The organism is Rummeliibacillus sp. SL167, from assembly GCF_007896505.1.
Taxonomy (GTDB): domain Bacteria; phylum Bacillota; class Bacilli; order Bacillales_A; family Planococcaceae; genus Rummeliibacillus; species Rummeliibacillus suwonensis.
Genome location: NZ_VCBM01000001.1, coordinates 2,298,183 through 2,317,936, shown reverse-complemented (window position 1 = coordinate 2,317,936; position 19,754 = coordinate 2,298,183). Strand labels below are relative to the sequence as shown.

Annotated in this window: 17 protein-coding genes and 2 pseudogenes; 15 read left to right on the top strand and 4 right to left on the bottom strand. The window is 36.3% G+C overall.

Features of this window, described 5'->3' with window-relative positions; translation table 11 throughout:
- Nucleotide 1 precedes the first annotated feature (1 nt).
- From FEZ13_RS10370 to FEZ13_RS10340, 7 genes are all read left to right on the top strand, one after another.
- Nucleotides 2-577 carry an ANTAR domain-containing response regulator gene (locus FEZ13_RS10370; RefSeq protein WP_312755662.1) on the top strand — a complete coding sequence of 192 codons (576 nt, stop codon included), beginning with the start codon at nucleotides 2-4 and terminating at the stop codon, nucleotides 575-577.
- 108 nt (nucleotides 578-685) lie between these two features.
- A complete protein-coding gene (locus tag FEZ13_RS10365; protein ID WP_146552558.1) occupies nucleotides 686-2,134 on the top strand; it encodes an ethanolamine ammonia-lyase reactivating factor EutA in 1,449 nt (482 codons plus the stop codon).
- A gap of 20 nt (nucleotides 2,135-2,154) precedes the next feature.
- Nucleotides 2,155-3,525, top strand: a complete 1,371-nt coding sequence (locus FEZ13_RS10360; RefSeq protein ID WP_146552557.1) for an ethanolamine ammonia-lyase subunit EutB — start codon at nucleotides 2,155-2,157, stop codon at nucleotides 3,523-3,525.
- Nucleotides 3,526-3,542: 17 nt separating this feature from the next.
- Nucleotides 3,543-4,244, top strand: coding sequence for an ethanolamine ammonia-lyase subunit EutC (eutC, locus tag FEZ13_RS10355; RefSeq protein ID WP_146552556.1), 702 nt, complete (start codon nucleotides 3,543-3,545; stop codon nucleotides 4,242-4,244).
- Between the two features lie 86 nt (nucleotides 4,245-4,330).
- A complete protein-coding gene (eat, locus tag FEZ13_RS10350) occupies nucleotides 4,331-5,722 on the top strand; it encodes an ethanolamine permease (protein WP_146552555.1) in 1,392 nt (463 codons plus the stop codon).
- A 921-nt stretch (nucleotides 5,723-6,643) separates the two neighbouring features.
- Nucleotides 6,644-7,999, top strand: coding sequence for a chloride channel protein (locus tag FEZ13_RS10345; RefSeq protein ID WP_222434404.1), 1,356 nt, complete (start codon nucleotides 6,644-6,646; stop codon nucleotides 7,997-7,999).
- Nucleotides 8,000-8,249: 250 nt separating this feature from the next.
- Nucleotides 8,250-8,978: a Fic family protein gene (locus FEZ13_RS10340; RefSeq protein WP_146552554.1), complete on the top strand. Its 729-nt coding sequence runs from the start codon at nucleotides 8,250-8,252 to the stop codon at nucleotides 8,976-8,978.
- A 154-nt stretch (nucleotides 8,979-9,132) separates the two neighbouring features.
- Here the strand turns inward: FEZ13_RS10340 and FEZ13_RS10335 are convergent, their stop codons facing one another.
- On the bottom strand, nucleotides 9,133-9,741 hold the full coding sequence (locus FEZ13_RS10335; protein WP_255473099.1) for a DUF2238 domain-containing protein: 609 nt from the start codon (nucleotides 9,739-9,741) through the stop codon (nucleotides 9,133-9,135).
- A 328-nt stretch (nucleotides 9,742-10,069) separates the two neighbouring features.
- Between FEZ13_RS10335 and FEZ13_RS10325 the strand changes: the two are divergent.
- From FEZ13_RS10325 to FEZ13_RS10305, 5 genes and pseudogenes are all read left to right on the top strand, one after another.
- Nucleotides 10,070-10,377 (top strand): annotated as a pseudogene (locus FEZ13_RS10325) (PEP-utilizing enzyme); the annotation flags it as partial.
- A 619-nt stretch (nucleotides 10,378-10,996) separates the two neighbouring features.
- Nucleotides 10,997-11,563, top strand: coding sequence for a DUF4256 domain-containing protein (locus tag FEZ13_RS10320; protein WP_146552553.1), 567 nt, complete (start codon nucleotides 10,997-10,999; stop codon nucleotides 11,561-11,563).
- A gap of 45 nt (nucleotides 11,564-11,608) precedes the next feature.
- The gene (locus FEZ13_RS10315; protein WP_146552552.1) at nucleotides 11,609-11,806 is read left to right on the top strand and encodes a hypothetical protein; all 198 of its coding nucleotides are present in this window, start codon (nucleotides 11,609-11,611) and stop codon (nucleotides 11,804-11,806) included.
- Between the two features lie 323 nt (nucleotides 11,807-12,129).
- A complete protein-coding gene (locus FEZ13_RS10310; RefSeq protein WP_146549779.1) occupies nucleotides 12,130-12,873 on the top strand; it encodes a helix-turn-helix domain-containing protein in 744 nt (247 codons plus the stop codon).
- On the top strand, nucleotides 12,874-13,341 hold the full coding sequence (locus FEZ13_RS10305; RefSeq protein WP_146552551.1) for a toxin-antitoxin system TumE family protein: 468 nt from the start codon (nucleotides 12,874-12,876) through the stop codon (nucleotides 13,339-13,341).
- A gap of 393 nt (nucleotides 13,342-13,734) precedes the next feature.
- On the opposite strand, the gene rhuM is transcribed toward FEZ13_RS10305, so the two are convergent.
- Complete coding sequence (rhuM, locus tag FEZ13_RS10300) at nucleotides 13,735-14,238, bottom strand: RhuM family protein (protein ID WP_255473098.1); 504 nt, start codon at nucleotides 14,236-14,238, stop codon at nucleotides 13,735-13,737.
- Between the two features lie 7 nt (nucleotides 14,239-14,245).
- Between rhuM and FEZ13_RS20050 the strand changes: the two are divergent.
- The 3 genes and pseudogenes from FEZ13_RS20050 to FEZ13_RS20045 all read left to right on the top strand — a co-directional run.
- Nucleotides 14,246-14,410, top strand: a pseudogene (locus FEZ13_RS20050) (IS4 family transposase); the annotation flags it as partial.
- Nucleotides 14,411-14,585: 175 nt separating this feature from the next.
- Nucleotides 14,586-16,181, top strand: a complete 1,596-nt coding sequence (locus FEZ13_RS10290) for a type I restriction-modification system subunit M (RefSeq protein WP_146552550.1) — start codon at nucleotides 14,586-14,588, stop codon at nucleotides 16,179-16,181.
- On the top strand, nucleotides 16,171-17,415 hold the full coding sequence (locus FEZ13_RS20045; protein ID WP_370467657.1) for a restriction endonuclease subunit S: 1,245 nt from the start codon (nucleotides 16,171-16,173) through the stop codon (nucleotides 17,413-17,415). Before FEZ13_RS10290 ends, FEZ13_RS20045 begins: the two co-directional genes overlap by 11 nt.
- A gap of 110 nt (nucleotides 17,416-17,525) precedes the next feature.
- Here the strand turns inward: FEZ13_RS20045 and FEZ13_RS10280 are convergent, their stop codons facing one another.
- Both FEZ13_RS10280 and FEZ13_RS10275 read right to left on the bottom strand, forming a co-directional pair.
- Nucleotides 17,526-18,455, bottom strand: a complete 930-nt coding sequence (locus FEZ13_RS10280) for a site-specific integrase (protein WP_146552548.1) — start codon at nucleotides 18,453-18,455, stop codon at nucleotides 17,526-17,528.
- A gap of 80 nt (nucleotides 18,456-18,535) precedes the next feature.
- The gene (locus FEZ13_RS10275; RefSeq protein ID WP_222434403.1) at nucleotides 18,536-19,693 is read right to left on the bottom strand and encodes a restriction endonuclease subunit S; all 1,158 of its coding nucleotides are present in this window, start codon (nucleotides 19,691-19,693) and stop codon (nucleotides 18,536-18,538) included.
- Nucleotides 19,694-19,754 lie beyond the last annotated feature (61 nt).

Here is a 19,754-nt window from a genome sequence, read left to right as displayed (position 1 = left end):
GATGTCAGAAAAAATCATGATTGTCGATGATGAGCCGATTACCAGAATGGATATTAGAGAAATATTAGAAGGAAGTGGATATGATGTTGTAGGAGAAGGACGAAATAGCGAAGAAGCGATTGAAAAAGCTTATTATCTGAAACCAGATTTAATTATCATGGACGTAAAGATGCCAAAGGTTAATGGGATTAAGACTTCGTCCGTGATTAGAGGTTTTTCAGATTGTGCTATTTTGCTGTTAACTGCCTACAGTCATCATAAGTTGATTGAACAAGCGAAAGATGCAGAGATTAATGGATATCTCGTTAAACCGGTAAGTGAACGCGAGTTGCTGCCGGCAGTTGAAATGATCTTAAGTGAACGATCCCGCTTTAAAGCTCTTCAAAAAGAAATATTTAGGTTAAACCAAAAAATGGAGGAACGGAAGATTATCGAAAGAGCGAAAGGAATTTTGATGCAGCAGTTATCCTGTTCGGAGTATGATGCATACAGAAGTATGCAAAAGCATAGCATGGCTACTCATATTCCTTTAGCGAAACTTGCGGAGCAGATAATAATAGATCACAAAAGTAAATAATGATATAGCAATGGCGCTTTGAACACTCTGTTAGATGTATGAGGACTCAAAGCGTCTTTTTGTTTGTCCTATGTTTGAAAATTCCATAAGGAAGGGAGAGGGGAGAACATGCCTGAAAATTGGATAACTAGTATTGGACTCGATATCGGCACAAGCACGACAAAGTTCATTGCTAGTCAATTACTTATAAGTGAAAGCGGTAATGGATTTAGTCTTCCAAGCTGTCAAATCGTGGATCGTCGGGTCACATATTCTAGTCCAATCTATACGACTCCTTTAATAAATGATTACAAAATTGATATGGATAAAATTACATGCATATTGGAAAGAGAATATGGGAACTCACAAATAAGAATGGAAAACGTCAAAGCCGGTGCCATTATTATAACGGGTGAAGCTGCTCAAAAAGAAAATGCACAGTCTATTATCCACTATCTAGCGGATAGAGCTGGTGATTTTGTGGTTGCCACAGCTGGCGCTGATTTAGAAGGAATATTGGCAGGCAAAGGATCAGGAGCTCTAAGACGATCTACTCAGGTTGAGGGGATCATTGCAAATATCGATATTGGTGGCGGTACTGCTAATGTGGCGTTGTTTCAGAATGGAAGAGCCATACAAACTATTACTTTCAACGTTGGTGGTAGACTTATCAGACTTACTGAAAGCGGAAGAATTGTATACATTTCAGATGCCATACAATTATGGCTTAAGAAGAATGATTTTTATTTGGAACTTGGAGACACTCTCACCTTTCCTCAAGTACAGGAAATCTGTAACAAGATGAGTGACAGCATGTTTTCTTTTCTGAGTGGTTGTCCTCAGTATTCGGCAGAATTACTATTACTAGATTCGCAGCCAACTGAGATTTTTCCAATCGACGAAGTGATTATTTCGGGTGGAATCGGGCAAATGATGAGAAACGGTCCTCCTGCCACCATCAGGAATGTGACCAAATACGGGGACATTGGGCCACAATTGGCTCACTCCTTAAATGAGTCGATCCACGCCTGTTCATTCATTTTCACACAAGCTCAAGAGACCACTAAAGCAACAGTTATTGGTGCGGGAATGCAAAATACAGAAGTGAGTGGAGCAACCATTTATGTTAATGAAGCATTATTACCAATCAAAAATATTCCGATTTGTACGATTCCAGTAGTGGAAAAAAATCATCAGTGGGAACCGGAGAGCTTTCAGATAAGATTAGGGGATTTATTGGAACAGGCAGGTAAAATCTATCATGCTAAAGAGAATGAACCGCCCATTGCATTAGCTTTATCGAATATTCCTAATTGTACGTATCAAATCTTGCAAGAACTGTCAGCTTCAATCCTAGAACAATTTCGGAACAACTTTCCTTCTTCTCATTGTTTGGTCATTCTCTGTGATTCAGATATTGCAAAAGCACTTGGCCAAGCGATTGCTAGAAGATGTCACGGCACATTAGATATTTTGTGTATCGATCAGATTGATTTTACTTATGGAGATTATATTGATCTCGGTCTTCCGGTTGCCGGAGAATCCATCTCGATATCGGTCAAAACATTGGCTTTCTAAAAAATAAAGGGGTGATAAAGATGTATAAAAAAATAACTTTATTAGGGAACATCTATCAATTTCATAGTTTAAAAGAAATCATGGCAAAGGCGAATGAAGAACGATCTGGTGATATCCTAGCAGGTATTAGTGCTGAGAATATGAAGGAACGCATGGCTGCAAAAACCATTTTGGCAGATTTGCCTTTGAGTGATTTTCGAAATTATCCGTTGCTGTCACCTGAGGAAGATGAAGTAAGTAGGGTGATTGAGGAGGGGATGGATACTGAAGTTTACAAGAAAATTAAGAACTGGACCGTCGCTGAACTGCGTGAATATATCTTGGATGAAAGTCATGAAAGTAATGATTTATTAACCATCGGAAGAGGTTTGACAAGTGAAATGATCGCTGCCGTGGCAAAGTTGATGTCTAATCTTGATCTAATCCAGGCGGCTTCTAAGATTGAGGTCATAACCCATTGTAATACCGAAGTCGGTCATAAAGGGGTGCTAGCGGCGAGAGCACAGCCTAATCATCCTTCTGACAATTTATTAGGCATGAGGGCATCCTTATATGAAGCATTAAGCTATGGAGCCGGTGATGCAGTCATTGGTATTAATCCTGTCATAGATACAACGAATAATATCTATGGACTTTTATGTGAAACAAAAGAAGTGATGGAGCAGTTTGCGATTCCAACGCAAAATTGTGTCCTTTCACATGTGACAAGCCAGATGAGAGCGATCGAAAAGGGAGCCCCTGCTGATCTCATTTTTCAAAGTTTGGCGGGTACCCAGGCGGGGAACGAATCATTTGGAATTTCAGTTTCTATGCTGGAAGAAGCCACAGCCCTCATTTTTGAAAAAGGGACGGCTAAAGGACCAAATCGCTGGTATTTTGAAACAGGACAAGGCTCAGAGCTTTCTGCTAATGCCCATTTTGATATTGATCAGGTTACACTGGAGGCCAGATGTTATGGCCTTGCCAAAAAATTTCAGCCGTTTTTACTAAATACGGTTGTAGGGTTTATTGGTCCAGAGTATTTGTATGACAGTAAGCAGGTCACTCGTGCTGGTTTAGAGGATCATTTTATGGGAAAAATGCATGGTCTGCCTATGGGAGTGGATGTTTGTTATACCAATCATATGAAAGCCGACCAAAATGATATGGAAAATTTAAGTATGCTGCTTGCCACTGCTGGGGTCAATTACGTAATAGGGGTTCCGATGGCTGATGATTGCATGCTGAATTATCAATCGCTGAGTTATCACGATATCGCTACATTGCGTAGTATTTTTCGATTAAGGCCTGTGGCTGAATTTGAAAAATGGATGGAAAAATACGGGATACTCGAAGATGGTAAATTGGGTCTGGCTGCTGGTGATCCAACACTGTTTATGAACAGAGCATAGGAAGAGAGGGATGAAAGATGAATAAGGATTCGCTTTTAGCTTTAAAAAAGTCTACACCTGCACGGATTGGAGTAGGCAGAACGGGAACAAGACCACTAACGAAGGACTTTTTATTATTGCGAATTGACCATGCGGCAGCCGTCGATACGGTATATGGTGAAGTATCAGCCAAATTACTTGATCAATTTAATTTGTTTACAGTTGATACGTGTTTTGAAACAAAAGAGCGTTATCTGACACGCCCTGATTTAGGAAGGATTTTTTCAGAAGACGCACAAGCACTTATACTAGAAAAATGTGTGAAAAGGCCGGTGGTCCAGATCGTCATTTCAGATGGTTTAAGTTCCAATGCGATTGAAGAAAATTTACGTGATGTATACCCCACGTTGTTAGACTCTCTTGAATCTTATAATCTAACAACAGGAACACCTTTTTTTGTTAGAGGAGGGAGAGTCGCTTGTATGGATGTAATTGGAGAATTGCTTGAGCCAGAAGCTTTTATTCTATTGATTGGGGAGCGTCCGGGCCTTGTTTGTGCGCATTCTCTTAGTGCCTATATGTGTTATAGACCAAGAGTAGGAACAAAGGAATCCGATCGAATGGTCATTTCGAATATTCATCAAAGGGGTACCACACCGATAGAGGCTGCTGCACACATGGGTACGATGATTCACAAAATGCTAGAACAAAAGACAAGCGGTGTTAGTTTGGTTATGTAAAGAGGAGCATCTAAAAAATTTTTTAAAGTCATAAAAAAACGGGTCAAATCGTTGATATATCGACATTTATAGAGGGAGTGAAAAAAATGGAAAAAAGACAAGAGTTGAAAAAGTTTTTGAAACCTGTTCATCTATGGGCAATTGCAGTTGGAATGGTCATTTCAGGACAATATTTTGGTTGGAACTATGGATTTAAAGAAGGAGGAATTCTTGGACTTGCGGTCGCTGCACTGATTGTCACGGCTTTTTATACAACCTTTATTTTCAGTTTTGCAGAGCTTACCACTTCGATTCCACATGCAGGTGGACCTTCTGCATATGCCAAAAGAGCGATGGGGCCTTTCGCTGGATTCATGGCAGGGATTTCCTGTTTAATAGAGTTTGTGTTTGCTCCTCCTGCCATCGCAGTATCAACTGGGGCGTATCTTCATTTCCTAATACCAGCAATCAACCCGGTTTATGCGACGATCGGTGTTTTCATCCTATTCATATTAATCAATTTAATTGGTGTAAAAGAAGCGGCGATTATTGAATTGATCGCAACTATTGCAGCCTTGGTCGGGTTGGCAATCTTTTATGTGGCAGGCCTGCCGCATATTGAAATAAGCAACATCATTAATGAGAACTCATTTTCTAATGGGGGTACAGGAATATTAGCGGCTATTCCTTTTGCGATTTGGTTCTATTTAGCTATTGAAGGTGGAGCGATGTCAGCTGAAGAAGTAAAAAATCCTAAAAAAGATATTCCAAAGGGCTTTATTAGCGCCATTTTGACATTAGCGGTTGGAACATTTTTCACCCTGTTTGTAACTGCAGGTTTAGGTGGTGGATTAGGGGAACTGGCCGATTATCCATTGCCACAGGCGCTAGAAAGCGTTTATGGTGAAGGAAGCTTCATTCCAACGATTGTAGCCATTATAGGTTTGTTTGGTGTTATTGCAAGTTTGCATGGAATTATTATTGGGTATTCACGTCAAACCTTTGCATTAGCACGTGAAGGATATTTGCCTCGTTTTTTATCAAGACTTAACAGTAGAGGTGTCCCTGCTTGGGGGCTAATCTTCCCTGGTGCTATTGGCGTTATTTGTGCCGGCTCTGCGACTTTTGCTAATGCCCTTATTATATTAGCTGTTTTTGGAGCAGTCGTTATGTATTGTATCAGCATGGTATCCTTGTTTATTCTGAGAATAAAGGAACCTGATCTGGAACGCCCTTTTAAAGTTATGTATCCGATTGTACCAGGAATTGCCTTGATACTAGGAATTGTTTGTTTATATAGTATCATTAAATATAGTATATTAACGACTTCTCTTGGGGTGTTTGGCAACGAAGTTCCATTACTTTACGTAATCAGTTTTATCTTCATTGTCTCAATTTTATATTATGTCTTATATGGAGCAAAACGGGTTCGAATCATTTCGGATAAGAATGAAGAAATTTTGCGTTACAATGAAGCTTCGAAAGTTGCTAAAGATTGATAGAAAGAATATAGAGATGGAAGAAAATCAATAAATAATAGTAGAGTGAGGAATAAAGAAGGCGAAGCTACATATGTCTTGATGATCGCCCCACCAATAAAAAGCTGTGACAAATCGCTGTTGAAGACAATTTTAGAACAGCGCGTCTAAAGCCGTATTGTTTATGTATCTTGTGACCTATTTACACTGGCTCGGGACTTGAAAGTTTAGAAGGTGGTGGGTATAAGACAAAGAAATGCAGGTTTCCGAGAGACTTTTAGTAGAACTTTACTATGTTGGTACAGAAGTATGCTCAATGTGGGCTTGTGAGTGATTAAGATTTTTCGCTAGGTGTTTGAAACGTAAACAGTTGCGTTTTCGAACATCTGGCGTTTTTTTATTTTTGAGTTAGATTGATTTAAAGAACAACAGCGATGCTATCCACGGGAAATAACGTTCAATCCATGGGAAATGCTATCCAATCCACGAAACTCACATCTCTATCCACGGTATTCTCCGTCCAATCCACGCAAAAATGAATTGTATCCACGAATTCGAATTTTTAAGTCCTAATATAAGTTTAGCTCGAACACGAAACTCACTATAGGTGGAATTCATACTATATCCATCCACCCAACTTAAAACGTAGTATGTGTGAAAAGCTATCGAATAGATTAGCATAGCCATGTAGAAGAAAAGCACTATTTATAGTAAGTTTGAATATAGATGATATGATGGGAACAATAAGAAATTAATTATTGAAACAAGTTCATATCATCGGTATGTAGGCAATTTTGAAAGTTATAAGGAGTGAAGCGTATTCTTAATCTGTTGCATTATTAGAAAGTATTAATAGATCCATACAATAAAAAATTTTTAAAAAGTTATTAAAAATGGGCAAAATGTTGATATATCAGCATTTATAGAGGGAGAGTGATCATTTTGTTTCGCATCAATTATATTGAACCTATTATTATGATAGCTACATTATGTCGTTGGTTTATATTGGCGGTCATAACAGGTTCAGTTGTTGGATGTGGTACGACCTTATTTTTAAAGGGGTTATATAGTATTCTTGGACAAACGGCTTCAATTCCTCTGTGGGTACAGATGGTCATTTTACCTCTCGGAGGATTGTTAAATGGCTTGATGCTTTTTTATGCGTATCGTCATGTCAAGTCAGGAAATAAAGATTCAGTAGTTGCCGCAGTACATGAGCAAGAAGGAAAATTACCGATTAAGACAATGCCCATTAAACCGATAGCGGCTATTATTACACTAGCATCTGGTGGGTCTGCTGGGAAAGAGGGACCATGTTCACATATAGGGGGCTCGCTCGCTTCATGGATAGGGCGTATTTTGAAACTTGAGCCAAATCTCCAAAAAAGAATGGTTGCATGTGGAGTGAGTGCAGGTTTTGCTAGTGTGTTTGGGACGCCCATTGCGGGAGCTATTTATGGTATTGAAATTTTAACGATCGGACGTTTACGGTATGACATCATTTTTCCAGCCATTATTTCAAGTATTGTATCTTTTGAGATTAGTAAATGGTGGGGAATGACTTATCGCTATTTTCCCATCCAAGTACCGCCCCATTTTTCTGAAACGTTGTTTTTAAAGGTTATTGTCATCGGTATTCTGTGTGGCTTGTTAGCGTGGTTGTTTATTGAAGTATTTGAAAAAACAACGACTATTTTTCATCTTCTCCAAGAAAGGTTCGGAATATGGCCTCCTTTTATGCCCTTTATTGGAGGCATTATAATCGCTCTTCTTATTTTTGGCATTCCAACGTTAACCAGCTATTTAGGTTTGAGTCTTCCAATAATGGAGGAAGCTCTTGACGGAAAATCAATCCCTTATTCAAGTATATTTTGGAAAATATTATTAGTATCTATTACATTAGGTTCGGGATTTTATGGAGGAATTGTTACTCCTCAATTTGTTATTGGAGCTCTTTCAGGCAATATGTTTGCCAATTTATTAGGTGTAGATTCTGCGTTTGGAGCAGCAATTGGCATGGTAGCTGTGGTAGCCTCTGCATCGAATACACCATTATCTGCAGTTTTCATGGGTTATGAGCTATTTAGTGGTAACATAGGAATTTATGTAGTAGGTGCTTGTATCACCGCTTATATTGTTATAGGGCATAGAAGTGTATATCCTGATCAATTAGTTGCGTTCTCAAAATCTCTTTGGATGCATATTACGCCAGGTATTCCATTACAAAATGAAAAAATTCATGTTTCATATGGATTGCTGAGAAAGATGGAACATGTAAAAAGAAAATGGAAAAGTTAAGTAAAGTAACAAGTTGCATAAACAGATGAAATGTTAAATGAATATCATTGTGATGAAATGATGCCAGCTTATCAAATATTGAATAAAATCGAATTGGGAAAACTTAAATTGTATGGGTGCCTTCAATTTAATAATTTTAAAAACATAATAAATTCTAGCGTTAATTAACTTATAAAAATTATGCATTCATACACGACTTTGTTACAATATATAGAAATAATCCCCAGGTAAACAAAATGAGGTGAAGAGAGTGTTTGAAACCATTAATCAAAAGAAAGCGCAATTAGATGCTTCTCGTCCATTGTCTCAATATACACTGAAAAGTCTTAGAGAAAAGCTATTTCTAGAGTGGACGTACAATTCTAATGCGATCGAAGGAAATACACTCACAATGAACGAAACAAAAGTGGTCCTAGAGGGGATAACGGTTGGCGGTAAAACATTGAGAGAGCATTTGGAGGTCATTAATCATCGTGATGCCATTCGTTATGTTGAAGAAATTGTTCAAAAGAACGAGGTGCTCTCTGAATGGCAAATAAAAAATATACATCGTTTAGTATTAAAAGGAATTGATGATGAATACGCTGGAATTTATCGTAAAGAGCAAGTTTTCATAGCAGGTGTCAAACATACACCACCACCTCATTTTCTGATTCAAGAAAAAATGGAAGATTTGTTGCATTGGTATCATCATAGAGGAATACATTTACACCCAGTTGAACGTGGAGCTATGTTACATGCTATTTTTGTTGGAATCCATCCATTTATCGATGGAAACGGGCGGACTTCCAGGCTTTTACTTAATTTAGAATTAATGAAGAATGGGTTTCCTCCAGTAATTATTAAAGTAGAAAATCGATTAGCCTATTACGAAGCACTTGATAAAGCACATACAACAGAAGATTATAGCGATTTTATCTTACTAGTTGAACAGGTAGTCGAAGAATCTCTTGACTTATATTTAAATGCAATTTGTTGAGTAAAAGATCTAAACTATGGGGAAAAGTAACAACTACCAACCATCGAGATAAATTAAGTCATAAACAGATATCATTTTGATGAAATGATGATATCTTATCAAATATTGAATGAAATCGAATTGGGAAGACTTAAATTGTATGGGTGCCTGGCACTTATGTTTTCCATAAGGCAATTATAAGCGCGCCAATCATTCCGGCTATCAGATCTGTCATCGTATCTGTATTGTCTTTCTGCATAATCACACCGAATAATCCACCGCAACTGAACTCATAGATTTCCCATAAGACACCGCAAAACGCGGCAAAAGACAAAATAAAAAGGAAAAGGAACCCTGAAGAAACCTGTCCATTCACCCTTTGAAGAACCAGCTTTTTGTAAATAGCGATCGCGAAGAAGGCGATAATCATACCACTTAAGCCATGTAGTAAAAGATCCCACCAGCTAAAATTATGGTACCAGTTCAGAATTGACCCAAGAAATTGCGATCCAAACAGAAAAATAAGATAAGTGATGACGAGCGGCAGATCCAATTTGAGACGAGTCAAAATCGTCAGCAGGATAGGCACCGCTCCACACAGAATACCGGCAAGACCGACTGATCCTGAAAATTGATTCCCGGTTTCAAAAGAGTAAACGGTTACAAAGATCATGAAAATTACGTAAAGAGAGCTTAATAAAATGATATACTGACGTTTTGCCATCGTTTGATCCGCCTTCTTCATCGAAAGATAATTTGGATGCGGAGGGTTAATCTCTGGCAATGATCCGTTACTCCTCCGCAAAATCCATAGTTTAAAATAGATTATATCACAATTACTATTTTGGTAAACATAGGTTCTTTATGTACCATTGGTTTGATGATATGAAAAACTAACGCCTCCACGTGTGATCACATCTGATGGTGAAATTGTTACAGGTGAGTATAAACGAGAAAATCTCCCAACCAAAGCTCGAGAACACTGAAAAACTATAGAATCTCTATTTTCATTGATAAAAATCCATCTTTTCTTTAATTTTATGAACTAAAAAAGATTATTTTTATCATTTTTTTGAAGATGCATTGACTTTTTCAGTGGCCTCCCCCAAAGCTCTTGTGGTCTACCTGTTTCTTCCGGAGTGATAGAGCGACGAGCATGTGTTATCTTAAACATAGAAGGTGCTGATCTAGAAGAGGGAGCCATATTAGTACTACCTTTACGAACCCTAGTTGGACACTTCTATTTGTATCCATAAAAGGCTTAGTCACCGAAGTGGGTGGGCTGATGACTCATGGAGCAGTGATCGCACGTGAATATGGTTTACCCATAGTTGTCGGAGTAGAAAATGCCACCAAACTGATAAAAGATAGGCAACGAATTCGTGTACATGGAGCAGAAGGGTATGTAGAAATCCTTTAAAGGGGAAGAAATTTTCTATTCTGACGTGTTTTATACAAGGTAAACGCGTTAGTGGATGAACTGAAGAAAGGTTTGGTCAAAGATTCTGACGTGTTTTATACAAGGTAAACCCTTTGATAAGTAGAAATTCTATAAAGGTAGAGATTTTTCCTCCTCTTGAAAAGCTAAACAAAAAAAGGAAACTGGAAAGGCGGCTTAATTAGGGGATTTTCATTTGAATAAAAAAGGAGGTTTAATGAGATCAGTCAATTTCATAATGCCGTCAGTAGTGAAAGATGGGTCCTCAGAATTTTGCATCACTTTTAAAAACTCAATCGAGTAGTATATATTGAGACGTTATAAATTATGATAATGAAGAAAAGTGAAGATAAATGATATATTGAAGAAGAATAAAAGCTAAACCTTGGAAATCATATTCTAAACAAAGTTCAATGCTTTAAAAGACAGTAGAAAATATAAAAAGTTTAAAAATAGAAAGATCACACTCTATTTAACCATAAACTTTTTGTAATAGAAGATGGAGTGTATAGTTAAGTTCAAGAGATGGGATTAAAAAGTGCTAAGAATGAAGTCATTTTGAAAAAGTAATTCTAAACATATTATATGGAGAGGTTTTAGTATGGAAAAAGAAAAGAAGAACTTGTCACCAGAACAATGTGAAGAAATACTCGAAATATTGAGAGCTCGCTTTGAGGGAAACATGAATCGTCACAAAGAACTTGAATGGGCTCATGTGCAAGCAAAGCTGGAAGCCAATACTGAAAAACTATGGTCACTGAATGAAATGGAAAACACTGGTGGTGAGCCAGATATCGTTAGCTACGATAAAGAGACAGAAGAATACATTTTTTATGATTGTTCAGCGGAAAGTCCTAAAGGTCGAAGAAGTGTTTGTTATGACCAAGAAGCGCTAGAGTCTAGGAAGAAAAACAAACCAGAAAACAACGCGATTGATATGGCAACGGACATGGGCATTGAAATTTTAAACGAAGAACAATATCGCGAACTACAAAAACTCGGAAAATTCGATTTAAAAACCTCAAGCTGGATACAAACACCACCTCATATTCGAAACCTCGGTGGCGCCATCTTTTGTGATCGTCGCTATGACGCCGTTTTTGTCTACCACAATGGAGCAGATTCCTACTACGCAGCTAGAGGTTTCCGCGGATTGCTAAGGGTCTAAATTGTAGCCTAGTTAATGCTGAAATAGTAATTAAAAAGCGCAAAAATGTTGTTCCACCAACATTTTGCGCTTTTTCTGATACTAGTCGCCCAACGAATATACTTAAAAAAGATGCTATCCACGGGAAATATCGTTCAATCCACGGGAAATGACCTCCCATCCACGGAAGAAGAGGTTCTATCCACGGATGAAGCTCTTCTATCCACGCAAAAACGAATTGTATCCACGAACGAGAAATTTTAAGTCCTACGATAACAGAGATTATGACAGATCCATGTTACGAACAGCTTTTTAAGGCTCAAATTATTCTAAATTTAATGATATCTCGTCAAATATTGAATGAAATTTAATTATATGGGTAACTGGCATTTTTTAAAACTTTGTCGTAATCGATCACGAAAATCTCTTGGTAAAAAAGGTATACAAGGCTTTTTATGAACAACTGTTGCACTTAATTTGATAAATCACCATTAAAAAGAATAATTTCTGATTTTTCTGCATACAATGAAACAAAAATGCTATTTTGTATCAAATGTGTTATTCTAAAATAAAAGGAGGGATACGCAATGATTGCTCTACGACCCAATGGTACAAAGCATTCAATTGGAGAGATTAATCCGAATATGATAGAGAACAATGAATTTCTTGACAATCAAGGCACGTTTTATAAACTTGCATTTTTTATTCAGCTTAAATTCCGAGATTTTATCGTCAACATTACTCACAGTGAAAATACCATTTTTTCTAATAAAGATGTAGAAGAAATAGATATCCTTGAAAATTTACGGAAAGCCGCTTCTAGCGATATATCAGTTAACAATTTTGCTCTCGTGAAATATTATTTGGAGAAGTTGTTTTATGAGATGACCGAGACAGGTGTACTTGAATTTTGCTATCGAAGCAATTATTTAGTTTCAAGCAAGGAATTAGGAGAAAAAATGGGAGTATCTCGCGCGACAATCAAACGGTATGTTGATAATGGTATGGAGACAGTCAATAAAAAAGGAATAGGTCATAAACATTATCCAAAGCACAATGCTTTTTACTGGAAAGATAGTGTTTGGGCATTACGTATTCAAGCCTTACAACAAAACTTCAAATTGCGGGATCAAAGTAAAACAAACTTAATTGAAGAAATCAAAAAGGAAATACAAGAATATGAAAAGCAATATGGTGGGCCGTTCAATAAGGTATTTGCAGATGTCGTTAATGGAAAATTAGATATTTACGACTTAGATGAGCCAGATGATTATAAGGATTGGCGAGATTTATTAAATGATCTTGAAAAGGTTCAAGGGAATAATCTTTAAATGAATGTCGTTCAACAGCAAAGAATTAGCGAGATTCAGCGCTTATTCGAAGAGAATCTTGATGTATTTGATAGAAAAAATCCTTTAATGGTAAAAATCAAAGCCAAAGGTATCAGTAAAGTCGTAGCAACATTGCCGTTAATCAACCATCCAAAATATAGTGCCACCATTTTAAATATTTCAGAGACTTTAGATGATGATGGAGAAATCACGTCATATCACTATGGTTGGGAACTCTCCCAAGAGGTAGAAAAACTAAGTAAGCAAAGAAGACATATAACTGCATATGGGAATGAAGATCATTCAGGTCCACCCATGTTTGAAAAGGATCAATATCACCATCATCATATTCCATATGATCCGGCTAAACGTCAACATACGAATGTTAAGAATTTAGAAACAGTAATTGAGATTTTGAAGAAATACATTGTTGAAGGCAAAATTTACAATCAATCACATTTATTTTAATAAAAGATCAGTAGTCGATCAATTAGATACTGGTCTTTTATTTTTTTAATAGAAGATAAAAGTCTTTGTTAAGAGTGATAAGTGCCAGTCAATCCAGCCTTACTTTCATAACCAAAAAATAATGCTATCCACGGGAAATATCGTTCAATCCACGGGAAATGACCTCCCATCCACGGAAGAAGAAGTTCTATCCACGGATGAAGTTCTTCTATCCACGCAAAAATAAATTGTATCCACGAACGAGAAATTTTAAGTCCTATAATAACAGAGATTATGACAGATCCATGTTACGAACAGCTTTTTAAGGCTCAAATTATTCTAAATTTAATGATATCTCGTCAAATATTGAATGAAATCGAATCCATAAGACTTAAATTGTGTGGCATTTTTTCATCATTTATTAGGAATTACATTGTCATAAGAAATTTCCGCAAACACATTTGTGATTTGTTGCCAAATACGTCGTTCGCTTGCCCGAATGCTACGAACCGTTTCAAGCAACTCACGGAAGTAATCTTTACCAAAGACAACTTCGCCCTGTTTCATACGCTCAACATCAATCTTGAAGCCCTTTTGAATATATTCTTTTAAGACATCAGCTGCCCAGATACGAAACTTCGTCGCTTTTTGCGAATTGACACGGTTCTCTAAAGAAATAATAGCATCCAGGTTATAGTACTTAACTTTGTTTGTCTGAGTCTTTCCCTCGATTGCGCCATGTTGAGTGGTATTTTCCAAAATGGAAACAACCACTTTTTCATCCAACTCGCCTGACTCAAAAATATTTTTTAAATGCTTGCTGATTGCAGGTACACCAACATCAAATAGTTGAGCAATTGATTTTTGAGTCGCCCAGATAGTTTCATCTTGAACAATAATTGTATGGGTGCCTGGCACTTATCCTAATTGGGCTGTCGCTTTACAGCAGTTAATCGAGCTTCTTGAAGATGCCCTAAAAAAGACAAATAAGAAAATACAAAAACTAATCAAAAATCAACTACAGCTTTGGGTGGACGGTCTTCCCAGCTACATCAAGGCTTATTTGCCGATTTCACTCTGCGAAGTTTGAGTAAAAAAGTATAAAATAGCTAACCATAAGTGCCAGTCTGGTATGATTTCAAAAAGGCTGGTACTTTTTTTAATAAAAATGACTCTCGCTTTATATAAGCGTAAGTTATAAAATGATAGAATAGAGATTTTCATACTTATTTTAGTACTTAACTGTCACGAAGGAGGAAATACATATGTCTGAGAATATTTCAAAAACACTGTACCAAGCGTTATGGAATTCAGCAGATATCCTACGTTCAAAAATGGATGCCAATGAATATAAAAGTTATTTATTGGGGCTAGTCTTTTATAAGTATCTATCAGATAAAATGTTATATCATGCTGCTGATTTATTAGAAGAATCAACAGCTGATTTAAACGAAGCACAAAAAATCTATGAAGAAGCGTATCAAGATGAAGAGATTAAAGACGATCTTTTAGAAAATCTTCAATATGACTTTTCTTATTCTTTGGAGCCCAATCTAACATTCACTTCACTGGTTCAAAAAATACATAAGGGTACTTTCCAGCTAGAGGATTTGGCACAAGGTTTCCGTAATATTGAACAAGCCAGTGAAATATTTGAGAATTTATTTGAAGATGTTGATTTATATTCTAAAAAATTAGGTGCAACTGCCCAAAAACAAAACCAAAGTATTGCAGATGTGATGAAAGAACTGGCGGTTTTAGACGTTGCAGGACATGATGGGGATGTGCTAGGCGATGCGTATGAGTACCTCATAGGACAATTTGCCTCTGATTCTGGCAAAAAAGCAGGAGAATTTTATACTCCTCAGCCGGTTTCAAAATTAATGACTAAGATTGTCCTTCACGGTAAAGAAAATCAAAAAGGTTTTTCCGTATACGACCCGACATGTGGGTCAGGTTCATTGTTATTAAATGTTAAAAAATATTCGGAAGAATCAGGAACAATTTCCTATTTTGGGCAAGAGTTAAATACATCAACGTATAATCTTGCTCGTATGAATATGATTTTGCATGATGTCGATATAGCTAATCAGCACCTGCACAATGCCGATACGTTAGATCAAGATTGGCCTACAGAAGAACCCACAAATTTCGATGCCGTTTTAATGAATCCGCCCTATTCTGCGAAGTGGTCAGCGGATAAAGGCTTTTTAGATGACCCCCGCTTTTCAATGTATGGGGTATTGGCACCAAAATCAAAAGCAGACTTTGCATTCTTACTGCACGGTTATTACCATCTGAAAGATACGGGTGTCATGGCAATTATCCTCCCTCACGGTGTACTCTTTAGAGGAAATGCTGAAGGCAAGATTCGTCAAAATCTATTAGAAAACGGCGCTATTGATGCTGTGATAGGATTACCTGCCAATATCTTTTTTAATACATCCATTCCAACAACGGTTATCGTTCTAAAGAAAAAACGTCCGACAAAAGATGTATTATTTATTGACGCATCTAAAGATTTCGAAAAAGGGAAAAACCAAAACCTTTTAAAAGATGAACATATTGAAAAGATTTTAAACGCTTATATAAAGCGAGAGGATATAGAGAAGTATGCGCATGTAGCAACTTACGAAGAAATTGTGGAAAATGGGTACAATCTTAATATTCCTAGATTTGTCGACACTTTCGAGGAAGAAGAGCCCATAGATATTGCCCAATTAAGCAAAGAAATACTTGAAACTAACAAAAAAATCCAACAAACTGAAAAAGAAATTTTGGCGATGTTGGATGAACTTGCGGTAACTGATTCCTCAAAAGATATCATCGAAATGACAAAGGCGGTGTTCCGTGGTGAGTAAGAAAAAGGTCCCGGAACTCCGTTTTAAAGGGTTTTCTGACGATTGGGAGCAGCGTAAGTTGGGTGAAGTTGCAGATATTATCGGTGGTGGTACTCCAAGTACGAACAATGAAGAATATTGGGACGGCGATATTGATTGGTATTCTCCTGTTGAAATAGGAGAACAAATCTATGTAGATGAAAGTCAAAAAAAAATCACAAGGTTAGGATTACAAAAGAGTTCAGCAAAAATTTTACCAGTTGGGACAGTGTTGTTCACATCTCGTGCAGGTATTGGAAATACAGCTATCTTGGCGAAAGAGGGAGCAACTAATCAAGGATTTCAATCTATTGTGCCAAGTCAAGGTAAATTAGATAGTTACTTTATTTACTCATGCACTCACAAATTAAAACGATTTGGTGAAATAAACGGAGCAGGCTCTACTTTTGTGGAAGTGTCTGGAAAACAAATGGCAAAGATGCTGTTATTAATTCCAAATATGGACGAACAAAAGAAAATCGGTAACTTTTTTAGACAACTTGACCATACTTACGCTCTTCTTCAGAAAAAATTGGATCAGTATCAAACCTTGAAGAAAGCTTTTTTGCAGCTGATGTTCCCACAGAATGGGGAAAGTGTTCCTAAAATCAGATTTGCAAACTTTGAGTCTCGATGGGAACAGCGTAAGTTAGATCAACTTGTTGATAGAGTTAAATCTTATTCTTTATCTCGTGATGTTGAGACTAATGATTATACAGGATATAAATATGTACATTATGGTGATATACATACCAAAATAGCTGATAGAATTAATGAGAATAGTAAATTACCAAATATAAAAAAAGGAAATTATGTGTTTCTTGAAAAAGGGGACTTGATTTTAGCTGATGCTTCAGAAGACTATCAAGGAATAGCCACCCCCGCTATAGTTACTATAGATACGCCTTATAAACTTGTATCTGGGTTGCATACGATAGCTTTAAGACCCAAAAATGTCGATTCTTTATTTTTATACTATTTAATTCATTCTCCTATCTTTAGAAAATATGGTTATAGAACAGGAACAGGTATGAAGGTTTTTGGTATCAGTGTTTCAAATTTATTAAAGTTTGAAAGTTACTTTCCTTTAGTAGAAAACCAAATAAAAATTTCTAGATTTCTAAAAAATTTTGATGAAATTATCAATTTTCACCAATTAAAGATTGGGCAATTTCAACTACTAAAAAAAGTATTACTACAAAAAATGTTTGTATAAAATCTTTCAAAATAAAAATAATAAGCATGCTACTCCCCAACCAATCATATTTTAGTGAAAGTACACGCTTATTATTTTTATCTTTATTCCTTGCTAATTAAATTTTCTTTCTACATAAGCGTTGACAAATGTCTCATAATTTTATCGCTGTCTTGATTCTCTAATTCCCGAATAATGTGCAAATAGGTTTCTTGTGTTGTTGTCATACTGGAATGCCCCAATCTTCTGGCTACACTTGCAATGGAAACGCCTGCAAAAAGTAGGAGTGATGCATGTGTGTGACGTAGTCCATGAATCGAAATAACAGGAATTTTCGCTTTTGAACATAGTACCTTTAATCGGTTATTGACGGTAGAATTAAAAACTCGTCCTTTGACAAAAATAGGTTTATCCGGTTCCATATTCTTTACTAATTGAGAAAACTGCATGGCGGTTTTCCAATCCAACTGAATCTTTCTTTTGGAAGATTCATTTTTCGTTGGCTGAAATTCTCCTTTTGTCTTTTTATAATTCCATGTTCTTCTAACAGTTAATTTTTGATTTTGAAAATCAAAATCCTCTGGTGTAAGTGCTAGAGCTTCTGAAAAGCGTAAACCAGTTTTTGCAACTAAAAGGATAAACCAGTCCCAATTTATTGTGTCTTTAAGATTTAGCTGTTTGAAAAGTTTCTGTAATTCATACTGATTTAAAAACTTCTGTTTTTTCTCTCTAGGGGCTTTTCCTTTAATAATTATCTTTCGCGTTGGATTTTTTTCAATTACCCCTTCTTCTACTGCATCAAGAATAGCGCTCTTTAATTGATGATGAAAGTCCATTGTTGTTTGCTTTTCATGAGTTAATGCATAATGGTTCAACAGTGTTTGGTAATTTCTCCGATTCAGTTCCCCCATTGTCAAGTTAGGTGCTAGCTCCATAATCTTTTGCTGACTCATATAATATTTTTGAAGCGTAACAGGTCGAATAGCCCCCACCTTGTACAACTCAATCCATTCTTTAAAATACTCATGAAATAATTGTTGCGATTTTTTCTTTCTTGGCATAATAAAATCCTCCAATATTATGATTTGTGAATAGCTCACTGACTCTAATATTAGAAGATTTTTATATACAAAAAACTTTACTAGACAAACATTTTTTGTAGTAAAAAGCGTTTGAATTTTTTTAATTGATCGAGTTTGTTTTGATGAAGAGTGATAATGTTGTCCAATTTATCTAAAAAGATACCAATTTTGTTTTGTTCCATTTCTTCTGGTAAGCTAATAATTGCATCTTTTAAGTCTCCTGAATTTATAGATTCAAAGGTAGATCCTGTACTATATTTTGCCCAAAAATTTTTAATTTTCATTCTACTTAAAGATTGAAAAATAAATTCATTTCCTTTGATCCCTGCAACTCCTCGTCCAAGAACGACATTATACTGTGTTTTTCCAATGTCTCCTACAGGCGCACGAACACTAATAATAATATCTCCCTTATCTGCAAATTTTGTAATCTGAGTAGTCCAAATACGTGGTGCAACCCAACCATTTTTAATATCAGCATTACCTTGAACTAGAATATGGTCTTTAGGATTTTCAGTATAATTTTCTCCTTTTGGGGATTGACCCATTGTAATTTTAACAATATCTCCTAACTTACGCTGTTCCCATTGAGAGCTAAAATGTGCAAATCTAACCTGAGGAACACTTTCCCCATTCTGTGGGAACATCAGCTGCAAAAAAGCTTTCTTCAAGGTTTGATACTGATCCAATTTTTTCTGAAGAAGAGCGAGAGTCTCATCGAGTTTTTTTAAAAAGTTTCCAATTCTCTCTTGTTCTTCAATTATTTTTGGCACAACTATTGTTAGATTGATGAAATCCTTTTTATTCAGAACACGATTTCGACCTGCTCCTCCAGGCGAAATTAAATCCATTTTACGTCGAAAAGACTCTTGAGACACTACATAATGAATAAAATTAACATCTGATTTATCAATTAAAAAAGTTGGAAAACGATGGGATACTAGTAATCCATCATCATCTTTTTTTGCTACAGCAATAGCGTGTTCCCATGCAAAAGTAATATTTACAATTAAATCATTTTTCTTTACTACATATAATTTATCCATTGCTACTGTTTTAGGATCCTCAACTTTTTGATGAAAAGTTCCTTTAGCGTGAGATCTTACTGAAAGTCTATTGTAAGGTATATTTGGTTTTGGAACTTCCCGAACAACTGGCGATACTAAATCTTTTAACTTACGCTGCTCCCAAGCAAAAATATTCTCTTTTTTTGCCAACTTTGAAAATGGTATACTAAATATGAGCAATGTATTTATATACGAAAATTTTATCGATTCA

What these genes read in the sequence shown, in the direction of transcription:
- FEZ13_RS10360 (WP_146552557.1), top strand. Translation starts at nt 2,155, where the DNA reads ATGTATAAAAAAATAACTTTATTAGGGAACATCTATCAATTTCATAGT.
- FEZ13_RS10365 (WP_146552558.1), top strand. Translation starts at nt 686, where the DNA reads ATGCCTGAAAATTGGATAACTAGTATTGGACTCGATATCGGCACAAGC.
- eutC (WP_146552556.1), top strand. Translation starts at nt 3,543, where the DNA reads ATGAATAAGGATTCGCTTTTAGCTTTAAAAAAGTCTACACCTGCACGG.
- FEZ13_RS10320 (WP_146552553.1), top strand. Translation starts at nt 10,997, where the DNA reads ATGGAAAAAGAAAAGAAGAACTTGTCACCAGAACAATGTGAAGAAATA.
- FEZ13_RS10280 (WP_146552548.1), bottom strand. Translation starts at nt 18,455, where the DNA reads ATGCCAAGAAAGAAAAAATCGCAACAATTATTTCATGAGTATTTTAAA.
- FEZ13_RS10290 (WP_146552550.1), top strand. Translation starts at nt 14,586, where the DNA reads ATGTCTGAGAATATTTCAAAAACACTGTACCAAGCGTTATGGAATTCA.
- eat (WP_146552555.1), top strand. Translation starts at nt 4,331, where the DNA reads ATGGAAAAAAGACAAGAGTTGAAAAAGTTTTTGAAACCTGTTCATCTA.
- FEZ13_RS10310 (WP_146549779.1), top strand. Translation starts at nt 12,130, where the DNA reads ATGATTGCTCTACGACCCAATGGTACAAAGCATTCAATTGGAGAGATT.
- FEZ13_RS10370 (WP_312755662.1), top strand. Translation starts at nt 2, where the DNA reads ATGTCAGAAAAAATCATGATTGTCGATGATGAGCCGATTACCAGAATG.
- FEZ13_RS10305 (WP_146552551.1), top strand. Translation starts at nt 12,874, where the DNA reads ATGAATGTCGTTCAACAGCAAAGAATTAGCGAGATTCAGCGCTTATTC.
- FEZ13_RS10315 (WP_146552552.1), top strand. Translation starts at nt 11,609, where the DNA reads ATGTTGTTCCACCAACATTTTGCGCTTTTTCTGATACTAGTCGCCCAA.